17 protein-coding genes are annotated in these 20992 nt (G+C 45.9%); 12 read left to right on the top strand and 5 right to left on the bottom strand.

What is annotated here, in order from left to right:
• Window position 1: 1 nt before the first annotated feature.
• From ACLVWP_RS04460 to ACLVWP_RS04490, 7 genes are all read left to right on the top strand, one after another.
• Window positions 2–829 carry a CheR family methyltransferase gene (locus ACLVWP_RS04460; RefSeq protein ID WP_413560339.1) on the top strand — a complete coding sequence of 276 codons (828 nt, stop codon included), beginning with the start codon at window positions 2–4 and terminating at the stop codon, window positions 827–829.
• The gene (locus tag ACLVWP_RS04465) at window positions 829–2328 is read left to right on the top strand and encodes a chemotaxis protein CheW (RefSeq protein WP_413560340.1); all 1500 of its coding nucleotides are present in this window, start codon (window positions 829–831) and stop codon (window positions 2326–2328) included. The genes ACLVWP_RS04460 and ACLVWP_RS04465 overlap by 1 nt, the downstream gene beginning before the upstream one ends.
• Window positions 2329–2445: 117 nt before the next feature.
• Complete coding sequence (locus ACLVWP_RS04470; protein ID WP_413560341.1) at window positions 2446–3369, top strand: HlyD family secretion protein; 924 nt, start codon at window positions 2446–2448, stop codon at window positions 3367–3369.
• Window positions 3369–4943 (top strand): DHA2 family efflux MFS transporter permease subunit, encoded by a 1575-nt coding sequence (locus ACLVWP_RS04475; RefSeq protein WP_413560342.1) that lies wholly within the window; start codon window positions 3369–3371, stop codon window positions 4941–4943. The genes ACLVWP_RS04470 and ACLVWP_RS04475 overlap by 1 nt, the downstream gene beginning before the upstream one ends.
• A gap of 117 nt (window positions 4944–5060) precedes the next feature.
• The gene (locus ACLVWP_RS04480) at window positions 5061–5666 is read left to right on the top strand and encodes a nucleotidyltransferase family protein (RefSeq protein WP_413560343.1); all 606 of its coding nucleotides are present in this window, start codon (window positions 5061–5063) and stop codon (window positions 5664–5666) included.
• The gene (locus ACLVWP_RS04485) at window positions 5659–6309 is read left to right on the top strand and encodes an XdhC family protein (protein WP_413560344.1); all 651 of its coding nucleotides are present in this window, start codon (window positions 5659–5661) and stop codon (window positions 6307–6309) included. Before ACLVWP_RS04480 ends, ACLVWP_RS04485 begins: the two co-directional genes overlap by 8 nt.
• A 22-nt stretch (window positions 6310–6331) precedes the next feature.
• Window positions 6332–6928: a hypothetical protein gene (locus ACLVWP_RS04490; protein ID WP_413560345.1), complete on the top strand. Its 597-nt coding sequence runs from the start codon at window positions 6332–6334 to the stop codon at window positions 6926–6928.
• An 8-nt stretch (window positions 6929–6936) separates the two neighbouring features.
• On the opposite strand, the gene ACLVWP_RS04495 is transcribed toward ACLVWP_RS04490, so the two are convergent.
• From ACLVWP_RS04495 to ACLVWP_RS04505, 3 genes are all read right to left on the bottom strand, one after another.
• Window positions 6937–7353 carry a hypothetical protein gene (locus tag ACLVWP_RS04495; RefSeq protein ID WP_413560346.1) on the bottom strand — a complete coding sequence of 139 codons (417 nt, stop codon included), beginning with the start codon at window positions 7351–7353 and terminating at the stop codon, window positions 6937–6939.
• 51 nt (window positions 7354–7404) lie between these two features.
• Window positions 7405–8445 (bottom strand): BON domain-containing protein, encoded by a 1041-nt coding sequence (locus tag ACLVWP_RS04500; protein WP_413560347.1) that lies wholly within the window; start codon window positions 8443–8445, stop codon window positions 7405–7407.
• A gap of 112 nt (window positions 8446–8557) precedes the next feature.
• The gene (locus tag ACLVWP_RS04505; RefSeq protein WP_413560348.1) at window positions 8558–9643 is read right to left on the bottom strand and encodes a hypothetical protein; all 1086 of its coding nucleotides are present in this window, start codon (window positions 9641–9643) and stop codon (window positions 8558–8560) included.
• 110 nt (window positions 9644–9753) lie between these two features.
• On the opposite strand from ACLVWP_RS04505, the gene ACLVWP_RS04510 reads away from it, so the two are divergent.
• The gene (locus ACLVWP_RS04510; protein WP_413560349.1) at window positions 9754–11085 is read left to right on the top strand and encodes an amidohydrolase family protein; all 1332 of its coding nucleotides are present in this window, start codon (window positions 9754–9756) and stop codon (window positions 11083–11085) included.
• Here the strand turns inward: ACLVWP_RS04510 and gltS are convergent.
• A complete protein-coding gene (gltS, locus tag ACLVWP_RS04515) occupies window positions 11069–12250 on the bottom strand; it encodes a sodium/glutamate symporter (protein ID WP_413560350.1) in 1182 nt (393 codons plus the stop codon). The genes ACLVWP_RS04510 and gltS overlap by 17 nt on opposite strands.
• Before the next feature lie 126 nt (window positions 12251–12376).
• Here gltS and ACLVWP_RS04520 point away from each other — a divergent pair, with 126 nt between their 5' ends.
• From ACLVWP_RS04520 to ACLVWP_RS04535, 4 genes are all read left to right on the top strand, one after another.
• The gene (locus ACLVWP_RS04520) at window positions 12377–12697 is read left to right on the top strand and encodes a hypothetical protein (RefSeq protein WP_413560351.1); all 321 of its coding nucleotides are present in this window, start codon (window positions 12377–12379) and stop codon (window positions 12695–12697) included.
• An 86-nt stretch (window positions 12698–12783) separates the two neighbouring features.
• Entirely contained in the window at window positions 12784–14064 is a 1281-nt protein-coding gene (locus ACLVWP_RS04525) for a TolC family protein (RefSeq protein ID WP_413560352.1), read from the top strand.
• Complete coding sequence (locus ACLVWP_RS04530; protein WP_413560353.1) at window positions 14064–14531, top strand: hypothetical protein; 468 nt, start codon at window positions 14064–14066, stop codon at window positions 14529–14531. Before ACLVWP_RS04525 ends, ACLVWP_RS04530 begins: the two co-directional genes overlap by 1 nt.
• A gap of 9 nt (window positions 14532–14540) precedes the next feature.
• Window positions 14541–17675 (top strand): efflux RND transporter permease subunit, encoded by a 3135-nt coding sequence (locus ACLVWP_RS04535; protein ID WP_413560354.1) that lies wholly within the window; start codon window positions 14541–14543, stop codon window positions 17673–17675.
• A 55-nt stretch (window positions 17676–17730) separates the two neighbouring features.
• On the opposite strand, the gene ACLVWP_RS04540 is transcribed toward ACLVWP_RS04535, so the two are convergent.
• Window positions 17731–20853 (bottom strand): efflux RND transporter permease subunit, encoded by a 3123-nt coding sequence (locus ACLVWP_RS04540; protein ID WP_413560355.1) that lies wholly within the window; start codon window positions 20851–20853, stop codon window positions 17731–17733.
• Between the last annotated feature and the right edge of the window lie 139 nt (window positions 20854–20992).

Consider the following 20992-nt stretch of genomic DNA (forward strand, 5'->3'; position numbering starts at 1 on the left):
CATGAGCGAAGCGGAACGTAAGCTGAGTGCGCCGACCCTGCGTCGGCTCATTCACTTGGTGAAAAAGCATACGGGCATTTTCATGGAGGAGCGTAAGCGTGAACTCTTGTTCGCGCGTATTCGCCCTCGTATGAAAGAGCTCAACTTGCAATCAGCTGAGCAATACATCGATCACTTGGAAAGTCACAAAGACGAAATACAAAAGTTTGTAAACTCGGTGACGACCAATGAAACGGTGTTCTTTCGCACTCCGATTGTCTGGGATTTCTTTGGCCAGGACTTTTTAAAGAACTGGTTTAAAAAGAACCCGGATGAAGTCTTACGTGTCTGGTCGGCAGCTTCCTCTACAGGGGAAGAGTCGGCAAGTATCGGTATGATGTGCGAGGAGTTCAAGCGCAACCATCCAACATTCCGCTATCGTATATATGCTTCTGATATCGACACTGAGGTTTTAGATAATGCCCGTCGTGGCCATTATAAAGAGCGCAGTATCGACGACATTCATAAGCGCATGCCTGAATTGTTTCATCGTTATTTTGTTAAAAGCACCAAACCTGATCCGCAGTTGTGCGAAGCCATTTTGGGCAATATCGAATACTTTGTTCATAACCTTCATTCGCGCGGAACCAGAACAGCGTTTTTTGATGTGGTGTTTTTAAGAAATGTGCTGATTTACTTTAATGATCCTGATCAGGAGCTTGTGCTTAGGAATATTCACGCAAGTCTAAAGCCAGACGGCGTGTTGATTATAGGCGAGTCGGAGTCGCTTGCGCGACTGAAGACATCGTTTGAGTACACTAAACCCCTCATTTACAAGAGAGCGGCATAATGAGCGCAACAAGTGGTAAGAAAGTTTTAAACAAGTTACAAATGTTTGCTTCCTTCCGACTGGGAAATGCCGAGTTGGCATTGTCTGTGGTGACTTTGCAAGAGGTCGTCAACGTTCCTGATGTGATCAATCAGATTCCTCTGGCTCCGCCTTTCTTAAAGGGTATTTTTAATTTGCGTGGTGCGATCATTCCAATCATTGATGTCGCAACTCTCTTGGATTTACCTAAGGACGACCAGGCTCCTGGAAAAATTGCGGTGGTGATGACAGAAGGCGCTCGAGTGGGGTTTCTTTTCGATTCCACATCTGAAATTTTGAATGTGCCTGAAGAATCCGTCTGTCAATTTAATGACGAAGTTCAGGGGCCAGCCTCTGTAGTTTGTGCAGTTTTAAAATTAAATAACGGGCAACGCTTGGTTGAGGTGATCGATCCAGGCTCGTTGCTGAAAATTGAAAATATCGCGCACTTGATTCAATCCAATCAAGGCAGCGAGCAAGATGATCGCAAAAAGAAATTCAAACGTCGTCAGTGCATCACCTTCCAAGCGGGGCCTCGTGATTTCGGTATGAACATCGGTGCCATTCGTGAAATCATCCGTGTTCCTGAAATCAAGCGAAGCTCCATGCAGATGAATTTGTCGTTGGGGATGGTTTCTTTGCGTGGCACTGTAATTCCAGTTTTGGATTTCAGAAAGCTTTTGCAAGTCGAAGAATCCGCTCCTGCAGACAAAGAAAATCAACGTATCATAATCCTTAAAATTCAAGAGATCCATGTCGGCTTCCTGGTGGACTCCGTCGACAGTATAAATACTTATTACGAAGAAGACCTGCTCCCAGTTCCGATGTTCAAACAAGACAAGATGACGATGTTGCGCGGGATGATTGCATTTTCTGAGACTCGCAATGTTCTGCTTTTAGCCGAAGACCAATTATTGACGGCAGAGGAAGTGGACGAGTTCACTCGCGGTCACAGTGCTCTTTATAAAAAGGGTGTCGGTCAACTTTCAGATCAAGACACGTCGGGTGTTCGCAATCCTTATATCTCTTTTAAACTGGAGTACATGCTTTCCACTCGTCTAAGTTCCGTGGATGAGATCGCAAATCTGTCAGCGGATATGGTGAAGCCACCGGGCTATCCAGATTACGTTGTCGGAGTTCAGCACATGCGTGGTGAAGTGGTCACTCTGGTAGATTTGCGTATGTATTATGGAATGACCGTGACGGGAGATTATACCAACTCTCGTGTTTTGATTGTAAAAGGTGCGCAAGGAAAGATCGGATTGTTGGTTGATTCGGTCGAATCCATCGACACAGTTGATGAGTCTAAAAAGATACAAATCCCTCATCTGTTTGCGAAGGATGCTTTGAAAGCGTTGCGCGGAGATATCGATGAAGTCGTCGAGATGCAGGATTTGACTGGTAAAAAGAAGATCTTCATGGTGCTCGACATGCCTGAGGTTCTTCGCAAACTTTTGAATCCCAACGGTGCTGTTGCTTAGAACTTCTGGGCCCTAAGATGAAATGCTAAAGGGCCCGTCATAAATAAACCCCGAAGCTTAGTTGCCTTAGTAATTATCATTTGGTAAACGTTTGCACATTCCAGATGGAGTGTTTCTATGTCTTCTGCAGCAACGCCCGAGTTGGGGCAAACGTACCGTTCTCTTACCAGCAAACTTATTCCTCCGACGCTGAAGGAAAAAATCAAACAGAGTCCCCTTGGGAAAATCAACCTAAGTCCCAAGCAGCAAAAGAATGCGAAGATCGCCGGTATCATCGCTTTGATTCTGATCTCTATCGCAAGCTACAACATCTTCTTTTTTGAAAGTACGGATGATGCTTTCGTAAAAGCACATCTTCATACAGTGAGTCCACGTATCATTGGCACAGTGATGGAAGTCATGGTGCAAGACAATCAGCACGTTAAAAAAGGTGACGTCTTAGTTCGCTTGGATAAACGTGATTATGAAGTTCAAGTAAAAGCTGCCCAAGCTCGCTATGGAAAATCCCACAGAGACCTTGGTCGCTTTAATGGCTTTGAACATCTTGGTCCCTCTGAGCGCCCGGTGTTTGATCAATATCAATCCGAAGCTTTAGTTACAGAAGCAGAACTGCAAAAAGCACAATTGCAGTTAGAGTACACATCTATCTTAGCTCCTGAAGATGGCAAGATCGGTAAACGCAATGTTGAAACGGGTGAGCTGGTTCAGCCAGGTCAACCGTTGATGGCGTTGATCGAAAATGAGCCATGGATCGAAGCGAACTTTAAAGAAAGCCAAGTTCGTCACTTCAAACCAGGTCAGCATGTTGAGATCAAAGTTGATGCGATCCCAGGAAAATCTTTTAAGGGACATCTTGAGAGCATTGCTCCAGGATCAGGTTCTACGTTCTCGCTTTTACCTCCAGACAATGCGACGGGGAATTTTACTAAGATCGTTCAGCGTATTCCGGTGAAAATCGTTTTTGATAAAGAAGATATGAAAGGCTACGAAGATAAGCTGATTTCCGGCATGTCCACAGAAGTCTCCGTTAGAATTCACTAATGTCTACAGATGTCGCTCATGGTTCAAGCTCTGAACCACAAATGACTTTCAAATCCTGGCTCGCTGTTTTCGGAGCGGTGCTAGGGGCCTTCATGGCGATCCTCGATATTCAAATCACCAATGCTTCCATTCGCGATATCACAGGCGGTCTGGGAGCAACCTTGGAAGAGGGATCTTGGATCTCTACTTCGTATTTGGTGGCAGAGATCGTGATCATTCCTATCAGTGGATGGCTCACTCGAGTTTTCTCTTTACGTACTTACCTGACATGGACTTCGATTTTATTTCTGATCTTCTCAGTGGCCTGCGGGCTTGCTTGGAATTTAGAGTCCATGATTATCTTCCGCGCCTTGCAAGGGGCGACAGGGGGAGCACTGATTCCACTCGCATTCCAAGTGATCTTAAGAATGCCCCCAAGCAAACGCAACGTTGGTATGGCGATGTTTGCAATCACGGCGACATTTGCTCCGGCCATTGGCCCGACAGTGGGTGGCTATCTGACTCAAATGTTCCACTGGTCTGTCGTGTTCTACATGAACTTGATCCCGGGCATTTTCTTGATGGCGGCGATTTACTTCGGCATTGAAAAAGCACCGAAGCAATTAGACCTGCTTAAACAAATTGATCGCTGGGGTATTATCACCATGGCGATTGGTTTGTCCTCTTTGACGATTTTCTTAGAGGAAGGGGAGCGCAAGGATTGGTTTAACTCGAGTACAATTATCTGGTTGGCCATTTTCTCTGTGATTTTCTTGGTTGCATTCCTAATCATCGAACTGAGGATTAAAAATCCGTTTATCAATTTACGATTGTTGATGCAGAAAAACTTTGGTTTTGGTTGCTTGGTGAACTTCGTGGTGGGCTTAGCGATGTACGGGGCACTTTACTTGCTGCCTTTGTATTTAGCGACCATTCAAGGTTACAACTCTATCGACATCGGTCGCACGATGATGTGGGCGGGGATCCCGCAGTTAATTATTTTGCCGTTCGTTCCTAAGATTTTAGCTCGAGTCGATGCTCGCTGGTTGGCTTTTATCGGTATTAATATCTTTGGTATTAGCTGTTTGATGAACAGCCACTTAACTGCAGATGTTGGGTATGATCAATTGATGTGGTCGCAGATCGTGCGCGCCATGGGCCAGCCGCTATTGATGATTCCTCTGTCGACGATTACGACGGGCTTAGTTGCTCCTCAGGATGTGGGTTCGGCTTCAGGGCTTTTCAACATGCTTCGTAACTTGGGTGGCTCTGTAGGGATTGCTCTCCTAGGTACGATGATGAGTCACCGCGAGAAATTCCACTCGGCGATGCTGACTGAGGGTGTAAGCCTTTTCCATAAGAATACTCAGCAGCGCATTTCTGATTTGCAAAGTTTCTTTATGAGCAATGGCGCCGATGTAGTGACCGCTCATCAAAAAGCGATCGCGACCTTGGACGTGCTAGTACGTAAGCAAGCAAACTTACTAAGTTTCAATGATTGCTTTAAGACAGTAGCGATTGCTTTGATTGCAAGCTCTGTATTGATCCTCCTTTGCGATAAAGTTAAAGGCGGCGGTGGCGGAGAAGCCCACTAAGTTATCCAGAAAGACTTTTAACAATCCTTCATAGCAGCGGTAGGTTTCAGCGGCTTATCTCAGTATCCTAGGCAGACAAGATTAAAAATCCACTGTCACAATTAAAGGATACCAAGTATGAGCCGCATTTCATGTGTCATGTTAGCTACTGGCAAACCGTCACCTATCAGCGGGCAGAACAAATTGCTTCTGCGCTTTACTCAAGACACGTTGGTGCGTCGGACCGCTTTAGAAGTTCTAAATATTCCTTTCGAAGAAGTCATCGTCGTGACAGGCAGGGACTCGGAAGAGGTTGCCGCCGAGGTCAAAGATCTACCGTTGAAGGTCGTGCACCACTCCTCCTTTCAAATAGAGCCGCACACATCCTTGCATATAGCTTTATCTAGCTTGCGTAAGTATCAAGATGGCTTTTTTGTCTGCCATGGTGATCACGTCGAAATCGATAGTGATATTCTAAATGATATGATCAGACTATTTGATATGCATGAGGGTAAGAAGATCATTTGTACGGATGATCACGAAAAAGGTAGTACACCTGTTCTAATCCCACGTGAGTTCCTTCCAGAACTTTTGCAGCACGAGGGTGATGATGATGGCTACTCCTATCTATTAAAAAAATATCTTTTGCGTATTGCAAAGGTCACAGCAGTGCAAATATCTGAACCTGATTACCAAAATATTGCAGAGGCAGAATCCCTGATGATGGTGGCCCAACATGGATAGGGATCTTTTTTCGCTCTCTAGGGATGTCGAGATCTTGCAATTAGAGGTGCCTCGTCGTTTTGTCGGTGCGGCTCATGAACTTGCACGTATCAATGGTTGGCTCTTGCAGATTAATGAGTTGCCCGATTCAGAGGGTATCGAATTTGCTGACATCATGATTCAAATGGCCGATGAAATCTGCCGAGTGCGGGGATCCTCATTGCGCAGCTTTCGTGATGGTGTAGGGCCCGATATCTCTTGGCAGGCTCAGCCATTTTTAAAAACTCGAAAATGTGTCATCTGGGGTAGGTCCGCTTTAACGGAAAGTATCGAGATGCATTTGATGTTACTGGATTACCGGGCTCGTATCGAAACGGATCTTAGTCGGATGTCTTTTGGTTCGGATGAAATCGTTATCGTCGATAATTGTTCTCGTGGAGCCGAAATAGTCGCTAATGCAGTCTATGCGCGAGCCCCCCATGTGGCCATGGTGGGAACCGCCGATCGCGCTCGCGAGGTGATCAAATACTTGAATAGATCTCCGGAGAAAATATCGGAAATGCCAATCTATGTTCCTGCCGGAGTGGACTTAAAGGCGCGCAACCATGACGAAGTCGCATTAAGTATTGTGGTGGAAATTCTATTAAGAGGAAATCACGCTTAAACCAATATCCCAGGAGGATCTTATGAAGTTTCATTGTGTCGCACTTTTTGCAATGGGTGTGCTGTCTCCCTTCGTTCTGCATGCGGAAACCTCGTCTGAGTCCGCCTATAATGAGCTCCATCAAATTTCGCCTAATGCCATGCAGGCCAATGATGCAGTCGAAGTGCAGGCCAAAGTTTTGAATATTAATAAAAGCACTCGCGAGATCACGTTCGAAACGGAGAGTGGAGAACGGGTTTCCGTTAAAGCCAGCCCTGAGATTCGTAATTTTAGTCAGATTAAAAAAGGCGATGTTCTAAAAGTGAACTACATGGAGTCTTTGGTTTTGGAACTTAAGAGGAATGAAAAGGTCGAAAATGGAATCGTGCGCAGCACGGATATTGTGCGTGCTCGTCCTGGGCAGAAACCAAGTGGCCAAGTTGTTTCGCATTATTCGGCGGTAGGTACAATCACGCGAGTCGACGGTAAATCACAGAATGTCACTGTGAAAGGACCTCAACGCACAATCACCTTTCACGTCAAAGACAAAAGCATCCTAGATGAACTTAAGAAAGGTGATCAAATCGAGGCCCGTTACACTGAAGCCATGGCGCTGTCGTTTGAATCGGTTAAGCGCTAACCCTAAGGTTAGCGACTTCCGCCAGGATTTGTGGAGCCAGGAGCGCTGGAACCGGGAACAGTTGTTGATCCAGGAACAGAATTAGAACCTGGTAATGTGCTGCCACCGCTTGGCATATTGTTGGTTCCGGGTCCTGAGTTGGAGTTCCAGTTTTGATTCGCAGGATTTGAACCTCTGCTATCTCTCATGGTGCCGGAAGGTTGTGATGGGGCCGCGGCACTACCACTCATTGGATTTGGTGATGTAACCCCAGGTGTTGTCGTGTTTGGGTACGTCGTACCTGTTGCCGTTGTATTTGGCGTTGTTGTTTGCGGATTCGCCGTCTGCTGCTGTTGTTGGGTTCTGTAAGGATCATTCAGAGATGATTGGGCCCAAGCACTGCTGCCAACAAGAGACGCTGCGATTATAAAATATGCTGTTTTCATAATATATTCTCCTTAAAGGCAGAGCCTCATTTCTGAGGCTCTGTTTTCATCTTAATGATTTGGATTTTGATTCGTGGAAGTCGAGCTCGAGCTTGCGCTAGAGCTTGCGGGCTTTCCCGATGTGCCGGTTCCCTTCTTAGAAATTGAATTTTCTGATGCTCCCATTTCGCTTTGAGAGTTCAAGTCTGATGAAGAGGACCAGTCGTGTGTAGATTCTTTTTGCACACGGATGTTGTTAGTCACATCTTTAACAGAAGAAATGCGCTCAGCAAGATCCTCTGCTTGGTGTTTCATGCGACGCTCTGAAACTGTGCCCAGCAAAGTGACAACGCCGTCTTTCACTTCGACTTCGATTTCACTGGCATCGATTTCAGAGTGACGAGTTAGCATGTCACATACTTCTTCTTTGATGCGATCATCAGAGCGAGTGTAAGATTTTGGACCACGACCTTCATAAGAAGACATACGAGAAGAATCACGACGTGAAGAACCATAGCTGTCTTCGCGCAGACGATCACCGCGACCAGAGTATGAAGTTGAACCAGAGATGTCTCTGTCAGAATAGTTTTGGCTGCTGTAATCACGGCCGTAGCTGCCATAGCTTGGTGACGAGTCAGATTCACGGTCTTGGTTAAAGCGAGAGCTTTCGTAGTTGCTTGAATAAGAATCGCGACCATAGCGGCTGCGTTCGTTATTGCTGCGGTCTGAAGCGGAGCGACTGAAGTCGCGTGAGTTTTCACGGCTGCGATCAGAGTTTCTTTCTGAACCGCGATCAAAGTTACGAGACTCATTGCGATCGTTCATAGAATAGCGATCTGTACCGTAGCGGATGTCGTTGTTGCCATGGCCATACTCATTGTGAGTGCCACCTTCGAAATCCCAGTCACGGCGTGAGCTGGCTTTTGGGTGAGAGTTGTAGCCAGAGCCATCCATATTATAGTCGCGAGCTTCTTGATCTTCATTGAAGCTTGAGAAGTTGCGATCGCGGTTTTCATCGCGGTTATTCCAGCGGGATTCACTCCTCGAAGAATAAGATCCTTGAGAAGAATAAGGACGACGGCTTTCGTTTCTATTAGGTCTATTGTTGTACATAAGTTACTCCTTTAGTGGTTGGAGTAACTACCTTCCTCCTATCATGAGGAAACACCAATAAATTAAAGGACTGCTCGTCATTAAACAAAGCGGTTTGAAGAAATCGCAAATGCTAAATAGCAGTAATGCCGCGAATCCACGCGTGATGCCAGCGACCTCTGCCAACGTCGATGCGAATTTTGGAGCCAAGTTGAGTGCGCTCGTAAAGGTCTCCAGAGATTTTCAAATCCAAAGGCAAAACGATATCTTTGGGACTGTTCTGTGGATCGATTTGCAAATGATAGGTGATATAGTGAGTGCCGCGACGGCGTCGGTGCATCTGTGTGTAGTGGCCTGTAACAGCCGCATCAATAGTGGTAGTTGGCGAGTGATCGAAGTTGATATTCATATCTGAATAAAGAGCGATGCCACCAACCGGAAGGCATAAAGCTAAGACCAGAACGCTCTCTACAATAATGCGGTGACCACGAGAGGAACCTCTAAAGAGGCTTAGAACAATTCCGATGGAGACCAGACTAGCAAAACCAGTAAAGAGCAACGCGCTTTTAGCGAGAACATTGTCATTGAGATACACGGTCTCGTGTAACATCGTCCATTGAAAGAAACTAGCCAGCGTATAAGCAGCAAGACTCCAGATAAGGGATTCGGTGATCAAGGCTTTGATAACGAATGGATCAAAATCGCGAGGCAATTTTTGTAGTTCTTCAAGGTGAAGAGAAAGCTGTGCGAAAAGACGAGCTCCCGCAAAGTCAGAACGGCGTTCGCCATCGTACATCACGCAAAGAGTTTTTCCGTCACACAGAATGTAGTCGCAACCGTTGGCGAAAATCTCTGTGATCAAACGACGAGTCTCGCGATCTTTTTGGATTTTATGCATGAAGGAGTTGCTGTCGCAGGCAATGTATATCAACTGATCAAATGACAGGTCCTGGGTTTGGATTTCGTCAGCTAATCCCCAGTTTTTTAAAATCTTATCCAATTTAGATTCACGGGTCAGTTTGAACACGACCTTGCATGGAAACTGTCGATTCCAACTCGTTTTTCGCACGATTCCATTTTTTGAATTAATCACGTTTGTGAAGAGTTCAACACCTTCATGCATAGATTTAGCATCGTTCATTTTTAAATTGAAACGCGCATTAGAGTAGCGAAGCAGAAACGCACCAAGAGTGAACAGGAGTTTAAAAATAATCCACATGATTAAATGGTAAGCTGTTTTCTGCGAAGTACGAAGTAAAAACTGTCGTTTAAAACATTCCTTCGACTGCGGACTTAATTTATAATCTTCACTTCACGAAAGGAGCCGTTGTGCGTTTTAAGCATTCTATTCTTTGTACAGCCATTCTCTTAGGGGCCTGCTCTCATAAAAGTGTTTCTGGTTTACCATCTGGAGAGGGTTTAACCATACTCAAAGGCGCAAAGGTTATTGATGGCACCGGAGGTCCAGTTCGCGAAAACATCAATATCGTGATCCGTGAGGACCGAATTGAATCCATTCAGGACGCTAAAGATCCAATTCCTGCGAAGGCAAAAATCATTGAGCTGGATGGCAAGACCATTATGCCAACTTTGATGTCATCCCATGTTCATCTGGGGATGACGAATGGTTTGGCGTCAGGTTCAAAGCAAGTGACAGAGCAAAATGATTTACGCCAGCTTTATCGCTTTACTCAGTATGGTGTCGGTGGGGTGTTGTCTCTAGGAACTGATTTGGATTTTATTTATCAAATCCGTATGAACAGTCAGAAGAAGGACAGTGCATTGCCATTGGTTTTGACAGCAGGGCGTGGTTTTGGAGTTGATGACGGAGCACCTCCGCTCGGAATGGGAATGGATCAAGTGTATCGTCCACGCACAGCTGCTCAAGCCAGAAAGCAAGTTGCGGAGCTTGCGGCACTTAAACCAAACTATGTAAAAATCTGGGTGGATGATTTCGGTCACACGATGAAAAAGAAAATGTCGCCAGAAATCTATCGCGCGATTATTCAAGAAGCTCACAGCCATAAAATTCCGGTGGTGGCACACGTGCACTATCTCGAAGATGCTAAGCTCTTAGCGCAAGAAAAGGTCGATGCTTTCGGGCACAGCATTCGTGATAAAGAAGTCGACATGGAATTGATCTCTTTGATGAAGCTTCACAACATCGCTTACATTCCGACACTGTCCTTGGATGAGGCGTTCTTTGTCTATGCAGAAAAGCCAGCATGGATGCGCGAGCCGTTCTTTCAAAAAGCTTTAGATCCAGGAATTGATCAATGGTTTAAGAAAACTTACAAGTCGAAGTCCTCTGCGCGTGATGATCTAAAGATGGCGCAAAAGAATGTCATGACATTGTTTAAATCAGGAATCGTTGTGGGTTTAGGCACAGATTCTGGTGCGAACCTAATGCGTATTCAAGGATTCGCAGAACATCGCGAGTTGAAGCTCTTGGTTGATGCGGGATTAACACCGCTGGAAGCTATCCGTGTGGCGACAGTGAATAATGCGAACATCATGGGTATTGCCGACACTTATGCGGGACTTGCGCCGGGGATGAAGGCCAACATTCTGATTTTAGATGCTGACCCCTCGGAAGACATTATGAACACACAGAAGATCAATGCTGTGTGGTTAAATGGTCGTCCTATCGAAAGACGTTAAGACAAAATGTAATTGCAGCGGCATTGATAAAATCAATGAAGCAAGATCCCACCAAAGGCACAACTAAAAACGCCTTTGGTGCGGGTCCATACTTTTGACGAAGCGAATGCATGTTGGCCATCGCATTTGCTGTCGTTCCCATCATAAAGCCCACGTAGCCTGAGCTGATCACGGCACTTTCATAGTCTTTGCCACTGAACCAAAATGAAGGTCCCACGGCGGTTAACAGAACTAGTACTGTCTGTAGTCCCAAGAACACCAAAATAGGTAAAGCTGCATTTTGCAGTTCTTCCAGACGCAAAGTCATGATGGCCATTGCGATAAATAGAGTCAGAGCGACTGATCCGATCTCTTCGATCCAATCATCATGGATGCCAAAGACTCCCGTGACATCTTCGATATTACGAACAACTGCGGCGATCACCATGGAGCCAATATAGATTGGCAGAGTGATTCCGAATGTGTTGATCCAAGAGCTAAGTGTTGTTCCCACTCCAATAATTAGACAAAGTGCCAAGAAGTGCAGAAGCAGATCGCGACCCATATAGGATTTAAGCCAATGCGTTTCTTCATGAGCTTCCGTTTTAGAGTTGATCGGCTCTTTTAGTTTTTTTCGTTCAATCAACCAAGTCGCCAAAGGCCCACCAGTCAATCCGCCCAAAAGAATACCGCCCATCGCGGTGGTGATACCAATCACCGAGGCATTTTCAACACCGACCGCTTCAAAGGAAGGCGCAAATGCCAAGGCTGTCCCTGGTCCGCCAGTCAACGCAACAGGTCCTGTTAGTACTCCCAATAGTGGATGTAGGCCCATAAGTTTCGCAGCACCGATACCCGCAACAATTTGCACCACAAGTCCTGCGATCGCTAACAAAAGAAAATACACGACGGCTCTGCCACCGAGTTTTAACAAACGGAATGAGGCCGAGTAACCGACGGCTGCAAAGAAAGCGATCATCAAAGTGCTTTCAAAGGCCTTGTCGAATTGGAGGACTAAAATGTCCTGTGACTTTAAAAATGAAATAATGATGGCCACAATGAACCCACCCATGACAGGGGAGGGAAGATTATAACGATCAATAAAATGAAACTTAGATTTTAGAAAGCGACCAAAATAGACCACAAGAGCTGCAATAGCGACGGTTTGAATAGATGTAAAACTCATATCAAAAGGTTAGTGTCAGACTGAGTCAGTGTCTAGGCTGCATTGCGATATCTGGTTTACATCCGCCATGAATGCGCATAGATTGGTCCTATGATTCGAGCGCTAGCCCTGCAAATCATGTTTTTTATGAGCGTCTTCACTGCGTGGAGCGTGGGCTTTGCATCTCAATACGATGACTGCTGCATCTCTAAGATGGAAGAATCGATCTCTGTCGTCAGTGGCCATGAAGATAGTTCAGCTGCTGTCTCAATTCAAGAACATCCCAGCGACTGTGCGAACCAATGTCATGACTGCGTGATTTGCCAAGTCCAATGCAATCAACACGGACTATTGAGCTTCGTTTTGCCGATTCCGTCTTTCAATATAGTACAAACGCATAATTCAGCATTTGTTCATTCTTATACTGATATCGATCCAACAGTTCTCAAGCAGCCACCTCGGGCTTAAGCTTTAGCGCCTTCGTGCGCCCAGAAACTTCCAACAAAACATAAATTTTTTCCAGCTCCCATCAAGGGTGGCATGGAGTTATAGCAATGATTTTTTTTAAAATGCCCATGGCATTCAAAGTAGTTATGCCTTTTGCCTTCGTTTCGATCGCTTTTGCGAGCGGCAATTCTAAAGAGGCAGGCCATCACCAACACGGCACTCATCCCGAATGTCCAATTCCGACGACAACGATGGATGTGGTTAAGTGTGTTAGCGAAAATCATCCAAAAATTCGCGCGGCGGTTTTGGACGAGCAAATGCAAGTTCTTGGTGAAAAGCGCGAGGGGCAAATTCCAAATCCAAACCTCAGCGTCGAAGCTGTATCTGGCGACGTGGGGGATGTTTCCCGTCGTGAAACCAAGATCGCTTTGATGCAGCCGTTAGAACTAGGCGGCGGTCGTGGAGCTCGTATTGATTTAGCAAAAGCTCAAACAGCACGCAGTCGTGCTGAGCTTGATGAAGTTCGTGCGAACATCATCATTGAGACTGTGGTGAATCTATACCGCCTTCAGCAGTTAAAGCTTCAGGCAGAAAGCAGTGAGCGCACGATTGAGGCCTATGAGAACAGCATCAAGTCGCTGAAGCGCCGTGCGGCTCTGTCACCGGAGCAAAAGGTTTCTTTGTCGGTCTTTCAGATGGCTTTATCCGAGGCTAAATTGCGAGCGCTTTCAATCACGGAAGAAAGACGTATGCTAAGTCTTTACTTCCATTTTGCGACAGGAAATTCCTATGACGAAATCAAAGGTGTTCTGCCCAAGGATTTGAAGTGGCCAAAACTAGATGAGGTGGCTGCAAACAATTCCCCAGCGAAAGCAAAAGCTTTGGCTGAGCAGCTAGCGGCTCAAGCGCAGCTAAAAATGGAGCAAGCACAATCATGGCCTATTCTGGAAATTGGACCGATGATTCAAATGGAGGAAGACGGGCCGGAAAAGGGTAATTTGTATGGTTTGCAGTTAAGCTTTCCTTTGCCGATTTTCAATATCAATGGTGGTGGTCGTAAAGCTGCGGAAGCAGGCTTAAAGAAATCAGACACAATGGTGAAGATCACAGAAGAAGCCGAGTCTCACGAGAGAGAAGAGATCCTGCATAACTATCAGGATAGTCTGAAGGCTTTGCAGGAAAGCCCCCAGTATCTACAAATCGACGAAGAAAACCGTAAAAATCAAAAACTCGCTTCCGGCGGTCTGATCCCGGCAAGTTTGGTGATCGAGGCTCAACGCTCGAATGCTGAGCTGATTAAAACCTTGCAAGAGCGAGAAATCAAAACTCTGCAAGCCCTTTGGACGATCTATAAATTGGATGGTCGTATTTTCGCGGAGAAACTCTAATGAAAACATATATTACATGGATTCTATCAGGTGTTTTGATGATCGGTACTTCGTCAGCCTTCGCTCACAATGATAATAAGGCTGCCGAGAAAGCCCACGATCAACATCATGATGAGCATGGTCACGGTGAGCACAAAGATCATGACGAGGAAGAGGAAAAGGCTCTAAAAATTTCCGATAAAGCAAAAGCTCATCTAAAAATTGAGTTTAGCAAAATCGATGGCAAGGGACCTTGGACCTTTCCGTTAGAAGCCTTAGTGCAAATCAAAGATAAAACCGGCGTTTATAAAATGCACGGCGATGCTATCGAGTTCGTCGATGTTCAGGTCAAAAAATCTGACAAGACCAGTATCACAATTTCTTCTGAACACTTGCATGCAGGTGATTCTGTCGCGATTCGCGGGACTAAATTTATTCGCATCATGGAGTCTGAAATGACTTCTGAACCCGCAGGTCACAGTCACTAGGAGCAAACCATGATTTCTAAATTAATTCGCTATTCAATAAGTCATCGTTGGCTCGTCATAGTTTTGACAGTGATGATGGGGTTTTATGGATGGTTTTCATTCACGAAACTTCCCATCGATGCCATTCCTGATATCACCAACACACAAGTGCAGGTGAACACTCAGGTGGAGGCTTTAGGACCTGAAGAAATCGAACGAGTGGTGACTCGTCCCTTGGAAACGGCTTTGAACGGTATCCCTGGCGTTACCGAAGTTCGCTCGCTGACTAGATTTGGTCTGTCGCAGGTGACAGTGGTGTTTGAAGACGGCACTGATATTTACCGAGCTCGTCAGTGGATTTCTGAACGCCTGCAAAGTGTGACGGATCGCTTGCCTAAGGGAGCCAAGGTCGAAATGGGACCTGTGACCTCAGGTTTAGGTGAAATCTATCACTATGTGGTGGAGGCCGAAAAACCTGAAACAGGTTTGCTACGCACGAAACAGTTGATGGAGATTCGCGCCCTGCAGGATTGGTATATCAAGCCAAGACTTCTGAATGTAAAGGGTGTTGCCGAAGTAAACTCCATGGGTGGTTTCGAGAAACAATTCGTAATTTCTCCGAATCCGCAAAAGATGGCTTCCTATGGTTTGCACTTTGATGACTTTAAAGCTGCGTTTGCCGACATCAATCAAAACGTGGGTGGTGGTTACGTAGAACAAACGGGTGATCAGTTTTTTATTCAAGGAATTGGTGTCTTTAAGAACTTAAGCGATATCGAAGACGTTTCTGTGAAGACCTTGGAAAATGGCCGAGTGATCACAGTTCGTGATATTGCCACCGTCGGTATTGGCAAAGAGCTCAGAACAGGCGCAGCACTTCACAATGGCAAGGAAGTTGTTGTAGGTACGGTGCTGATGCTCCTGGGAGAAAACAGCCGTGCGGTTTCAATCCGCGTGAATGATCAGATGGAGGAAATTAAAAACTCCATGCCTCCGGGCTACAAGATCGAAGTGGTCTACAACCGCTCAGAATTAGTGAATGCCACTCTGAGCACTGTGGAACATAATCTTTTGATGGGCGCGTTCTTGGTAATTCTTGTGCTCTTCGTTCTGGTGGGTAATTTCAGAGCAGCACTTATCACGGCCATCGTGATTCCGCTGTCATTGCTGTTCACCTTTATCATGATGCGAAAGTTTGGGATCTCGGGAAATTTGGTTTCTTTGGGAGCATTGGATTTCGGGATCATCGTGGATGGTGCGGTGATCGTTTTAGATAACTGCGTTCGTCATGTGCATGATAAAACGCAATTGTTCAAACGCTCTCTGACGCAAACAGAACTAGATGAAACAATTCACGAAGCGACAACAGAAATTCGTACTTCGGCGGGCTTTGGTGAATTGATTGTCGTTGCGGTTTTCCTCCCGGTATTTGCCTTTGTCGGTATCGAAGGAAAAATGTTTATCCCGATGGCGGCCACATTTATCTTTGCCATCCTAGGAGCATTGATCCTGTCCTTCACATTCGTACCAGCGCTTGCAAGTATGCTTTTAAAGGGCAACGTCGCAGACAAAGAACCTTGGATCATGCGCAAGCTCTATACTTGGTATGAGCCTGCGTTGGCGTGGAGTCTTAAAACTCAACGTGCAATCATTGCGGGTGCTGTGATCGCGGTTGTACTAGGCGGAGTGCTGTTTTCGCGTTTAGGCGGAGAGTTTTTACCACAACTCAATGAAGGATCTATCGCATTGCAGTTGATTCGTCCTGTATCAGTGGGACTATCGCACTCTGTAGCGATGGAAGAAAAATCCCATGAGATCGTGCAGTCCTTCCCTGAAGTGAAGGACGTGTTTGCTCGTATCGGAACAGCTGAGATTTCCATGGACCCGATGGGGCCTAATATCGCAGATACCTATGTAATGCTGAAGCCCGTGAAAGAATGGCCTCGCATTGATGGTAAACGCAGAACCAAAGATGAATTGGTCGCAGCCATTCAAAAAGAGCTGCAAGAGAAAACTCCGGGACAAACGATCCTTGCCAGTCAGCCGATTCAACTTCGTTTCAACGAATTGATGGAAGGTACTCGCGCCGATGTTTCGCTAAAGATCTTTGGTGAAGACCAAGAGATCTTGCAACAAAAAGCGCAAGAGATCGCCGAAGTCTTAGAAAAGATCGATGGATCTGGCGATGTTGAGCTTGAAGGCAAGGGGATGGTGAACGTCCTTGAGATCAAGCCCGACCGTGACGCTTTAAGAAAACTTGGATTGTCCTCTGCAGAAGTGATGGAAACCGTCAGTCTTGCGATGGGTGGGGAGCAGTTGGGAGTCTTTTACGAAGGCGCCAGACAAGTTCCTTTAGTACTTCGTTTGGACGAAGAACATCGTCAGGATTTAAATGCGATCAAGTCGCTTCCTGTCGGAGTCGGCACGAATCTAACGAAGCCGCTGCACACGGTGGCAGACATTGGCTTTAAAGAATCCCACAGTTCTTTCAGTCGTGAGCAGACACAGCGTCGCTTGGCAATTCTGATTAATCCACGCGGCAGAGACACCGAAGGCTTCGTCAAAGAAGCTCAAGTAAAGGTCGCTGAAAGTGTCAAATTGCCGACAGGTTACTATCTGCAGTGGGGCGGAAACTTTAAAAATCTTGAAGAAGCAAAATCACGTATGACATTGCTTGGGCCCTTGGCTCTGCTATTAGTGATCTTGATGATTTTCGCGGCTTTCAGAAATTGGTTAGAAACAGCATTGATCTTTATCTGTATTCCTCTGGCCTTGATTGGGGGAGTGTTGGGATTGATCTTTGCGGGGCTGCCATTCAGTGTCTCGGCCGGAGTGGGTTTCATTGCCCTATCTGGTATCGCGGTTCTGAATGGTGTGGTTCTGGTCAGTTACTTTAATGAACTTCGTAAAAAAGGTGAAAGCGGGGAGGCTTTAGTTAAAAAAGGTGCCTCCTTAAGACTTCGCCCAGTTCTGATGACGGCTTTGGTGGACATCTTTGGATTCTTGCCGATGGCACTTTCATCAGGCATGGGAGCAGAGGTGCAAAAGCCTCTGGCGTCGGTGATCATCGGGGGGATTGTGTCCTCGACACTATTAACTCTGATTGTGTTGCCAGTCTTGTATAAGGCGTTAGAGCACAGGATCATTAACAAACAACACGCATAAAAAAAGCCCTGTCGTTGATAGCGACAGGGCTTTTTCTTTTTAATTCAGATTAAAACTAAATCTCAGATGGATCGTGACCGAAGACCGCGTGGTACTTCTTCATGAACCAAACAGAGAATCTATGCACGTACAAGTGAAGTGCTGGGATTACGTAAAGAGTTAGCAAAGTGGAACTGATCGTACCACCGATAACAACGATACCCAAACTCGTACGAGATTTAGAAGCCTCATTCAGACCGATCGCAACTGGGATCATACCCGCGATCAATGCCAAAGATGTCATGATGATTGGACGAAGACGAGTGAAGCCCGCGTGCACCAAGGCATCGTGTGGAGTTTCACCTTCTTTTTGTTTTTCCATTGTAGAGTCGATCAACAAGATCGAGTTCTTAGTCGCAAGACCCATCAACATCACGCAACCAATCATCGAGAACAAGTCGAAGCTTGAGCGAGTGATGAACAAGCTTAGGAAGGCTCCGCAGGCTGCTAGTGGAATAACGGCCATGATCGTGAATGGAGTGATGAATGATCCGTACAAGCTCGCAAGTACCAGATAGATGAACATCACACCTAGGCCCAAAGAGACCAGGATATTTTGCATCAACTCTGCGAAACGCTCTGCCTCACCCACGAAACTGAATGTCACGCCTGGAGGTGGTTTCAATTCACCTTTCGTCAAGGCTGTGATCTCTGACATCGCACCACCGATACCTTTACCACCCGGAGTGATATCGGCAGAAAGCTGGATGTAACGATTGCGGTTTTCACGCAAGATTTGTGACGGACCTTGAGAAGGTTTTACTTCAGCAACGTTTGCCAAAGGAACCAAACGGTTGTTCAAATTCGGAACTTTTAAGTTTCCGTACTCTTTACGTAAGTCACGTTGATCTGGTTGCAAACGGATACGAACGTCATAGCTCACGCCGTTTTCACGATAGATCGCTGGTGTCAGACCTTCGATCAAAGTACGTAGCTCATTACCGATGCTTGTCAGAGTCACACCTGACATTCTTGCGATTTCAGGTTTCATCTTGATTTGGAATTCAGGTTTACCGATACGGAACGAAGTATCCGGTTGGGACAAACTTGGATTCTCTTTAAGTTTCGCAAGGACCTTGTTGGAGTAGTCTACCAACGCATCCATATCCTGACCGACGATATTCAAGTTGAATTGACGGCTGTTTTGCTGACCTGGATTGTCCGTTACGATGATATTGTACTTAGTCAGAATATCTTTGAACTCACCACGAAGGGCGTCCTTCATTTGAGTCGTATTTTTCTTACGCTGTTTAGAAGGTACCAAACGGATGTACAAATTCCCTTTGTGGGCTTCCGCATTTCCAGAACCGATTTGAGTCAAGACGTCTTCGATCTCTGGGAATTTCTTAAGACGAGACTCCAACTGGGAAGCCACTTCGTCTGTACCATCCAAGCTTGCGCCCGGAGGAAGCTCGAACATCACAAAGAACTCACCGTTATCTTGCGGAGGCAAGAATGTGAATGGAACCATGCGCGCGATACCGATAGAGAAAACAAAGATACCGACAGCGCCGATAATTGTTTTAAGTGGATGCGCCAAAGCCCATTTCAATGTTGTTACGTACATCTCTTCCATACGGCATTGGAAACGGTCGAAAGCTTTCAATGCACGTTTGTTCCAGATACCGAATTTAGAAGTTGGTTCCGCGTGGGAATGCTCACCCGCAACGTATGCAGAAAGAGCAGGGGCCACGAACAAACCGTCAAACAATGATACGATCATCGCGAAACAGATAGTCAAACCGAACTGTTTAAAGAACTGACCAACGATACCTTCCAAGTTACCGATCGGACCGAATACCGCAAGGATCGTCAAAGTCGTCGCGATAACTGCAAGAGTTACCTCTTGAGTACCGACAACAGCGGCTTTCTTAGGCGACATACCAGCTTCAAGTTTACGGAAGATATTTTCCCGCACAACGATGGCGTCATCCACCAGAAGACCTACCACCAGAGACATCGCAAGCAAGCTCATGATGTTGATAGAGAATCCAAAGATACCCATCACGATACATGCACCTAGCAGGGAGTTCGGAAGGGCAAAGCCCGTGATCAATGTCGACTTCATGGAACCCAAGAAGAAGTAAACCACGATGATCGTTAAGATAACCCCGAAGATAATGGATTCGTAAACGTCATAAACGTTGTCACGGATCTTTTTACTCGTGTCTTGAGTGATCTTCATAGAGGCTTGGATATTTTGATCTTTAAGCTGCTGATTGATTTTCGTTACTTTCGCACGAATATCATCGGCAACCTTAACCGAGTTCGCACCCGATTGGCGGTAAACAGCGAAGTTCACAGACTTTTTACCATTCAAGCGAGTACGTGTCGTTTCGTCTTGAAGAGTGTCCGTGATTTTACCCAAAGTGCTGATAGATACCGGGTGGTACACGTCAGCCAAGCGCAAAACCGTATTTCCGATCTCAGGGATGGATTGGTATTGAGCAATAGTACGGAACGAGTACTGAGTCACACCTTCATCAATTTTACCGGCAGGAACGTTACGACCACCAGATAGCAAAGCACCGTTAACGCTTGTCGCGGAAACGTCAGCTGCATTCAATTTATGATAATCAAGGCTTACGTGAATCTCACGCTTACGACCACCCAGGATTTCAACCTGACCGACTTGTGGAACTTGTTCGAATTGCGGAGAGATAACCTCTTTCGCCAAGTCGTAAAGTTTGCCGTCTTCCATGTCTGAAAGAAGAGTGATGTACATGATCGGAGCATCGGAAGGGGAGACCTTACGAATAACCGGTTGGTCGATATCATCGGGAAGCTCACGCAAAACGTTTTGAACTTTCGCGCGGACTTCTTGTTCAGCAAAGTTCAAATTTGTTTTCAAAGAGAACTCAACCATTACGATAGAAACGGAGTCCATGTTTTGCGAAGAAACTTTTTGTACACCAGAGATAGTGGACAATTCGTCTTCTAAAACTTTGGAAACTTCGGTTTCGATCTCTTGAGGACCGGCACCGCCGTAAGTTGTTTGAACAACAACAGTTGGGAAAGTAACATCTGGATACAAATCGATAGGAAGATTCTTAAGAGAAATCATCCCAAGCGTAAGCATCAGAATAACGATTGATAAAATAAAAACTGGTTGGCGAACTGAAAGTAATGCTGGTGACATAGTGGACGGAAACTATCAGTTCGGCGGCAAAAGACAACAGAATCTCAATTCAGTATCCAAAGCAACGGCAAGAATTTCAGAAGGAATTTCGGCTTCCAGAAACGAAGGAAGCCTATGTACTTGGTACTTACTTACAGAG

Source organism: Bdellovibrio sp. HCB209 (assembly GCF_047306065.1).
In the GTDB taxonomy this organism is placed as follows: Bacteria; Bdellovibrionota; Bdellovibrionia; order Bdellovibrionales; family Bdellovibrionaceae; genus Bdellovibrio.

Coding starts and splice junctions, on each gene's coding strand:
- ACLVWP_RS04460 (WP_413560339.1), top strand. CDS start 2: ATGAGCGAAGCGGAACGTAAGCTGAGTGCGCCGACCCTGCGTCGGCTC.
- ACLVWP_RS04465 (WP_413560340.1), top strand. CDS start 829: ATGAGCGCAACAAGTGGTAAGAAAGTTTTAAACAAGTTACAAATGTTT.
- ACLVWP_RS04470 (WP_413560341.1), top strand. CDS start 2,446: ATGTCTTCTGCAGCAACGCCCGAGTTGGGGCAAACGTACCGTTCTCTT.
- ACLVWP_RS04475 (WP_413560342.1), top strand. CDS start 3,369: ATGTCTACAGATGTCGCTCATGGTTCAAGCTCTGAACCACAAATGACT.
- ACLVWP_RS04480 (WP_413560343.1), top strand. CDS start 5,061: ATGAGCCGCATTTCATGTGTCATGTTAGCTACTGGCAAACCGTCACCT.
- ACLVWP_RS04485 (WP_413560344.1), top strand. CDS start 5,659: ATGGATAGGGATCTTTTTTCGCTCTCTAGGGATGTCGAGATCTTGCAA.
- ACLVWP_RS04490 (WP_413560345.1), top strand. CDS start 6,332: ATGAAGTTTCATTGTGTCGCACTTTTTGCAATGGGTGTGCTGTCTCCC.
- ACLVWP_RS04495 (WP_413560346.1), bottom strand. CDS start 7,353: ATGAAAACAGCATATTTTATAATCGCAGCGTCTCTTGTTGGCAGCAGT.
- ACLVWP_RS04500 (WP_413560347.1), bottom strand. CDS start 8,445: ATGTACAACAATAGACCTAATAGAAACGAAAGCCGTCGTCCTTATTCT.
- ACLVWP_RS04505 (WP_413560348.1), bottom strand. CDS start 9,643: ATGTGGATTATTTTTAAACTCCTGTTCACTCTTGGTGCGTTTCTGCTT.
- gltS (WP_413560350.1), bottom strand. CDS start 12,250: ATGAGTTTTACATCTATTCAAACCGTCGCTATTGCAGCTCTTGTGGTC.
- ACLVWP_RS04520 (WP_413560351.1), top strand. CDS start 12,377: ATGAGCGTCTTCACTGCGTGGAGCGTGGGCTTTGCATCTCAATACGAT.
- ACLVWP_RS04525 (WP_413560352.1), top strand. CDS start 12,784: ATGATTTTTTTTAAAATGCCCATGGCATTCAAAGTAGTTATGCCTTTT.
- ACLVWP_RS04530 (WP_413560353.1), top strand. CDS start 14,064: ATGAAAACATATATTACATGGATTCTATCAGGTGTTTTGATGATCGGT.
- ACLVWP_RS04535 (WP_413560354.1), top strand. CDS start 14,541: ATGATTTCTAAATTAATTCGCTATTCAATAAGTCATCGTTGGCTCGTC.
- ACLVWP_RS04540 (WP_413560355.1), bottom strand. CDS start 20,853: ATGTCACCAGCATTACTTTCAGTTCGCCAACCAGTTTTTATTTTATCA.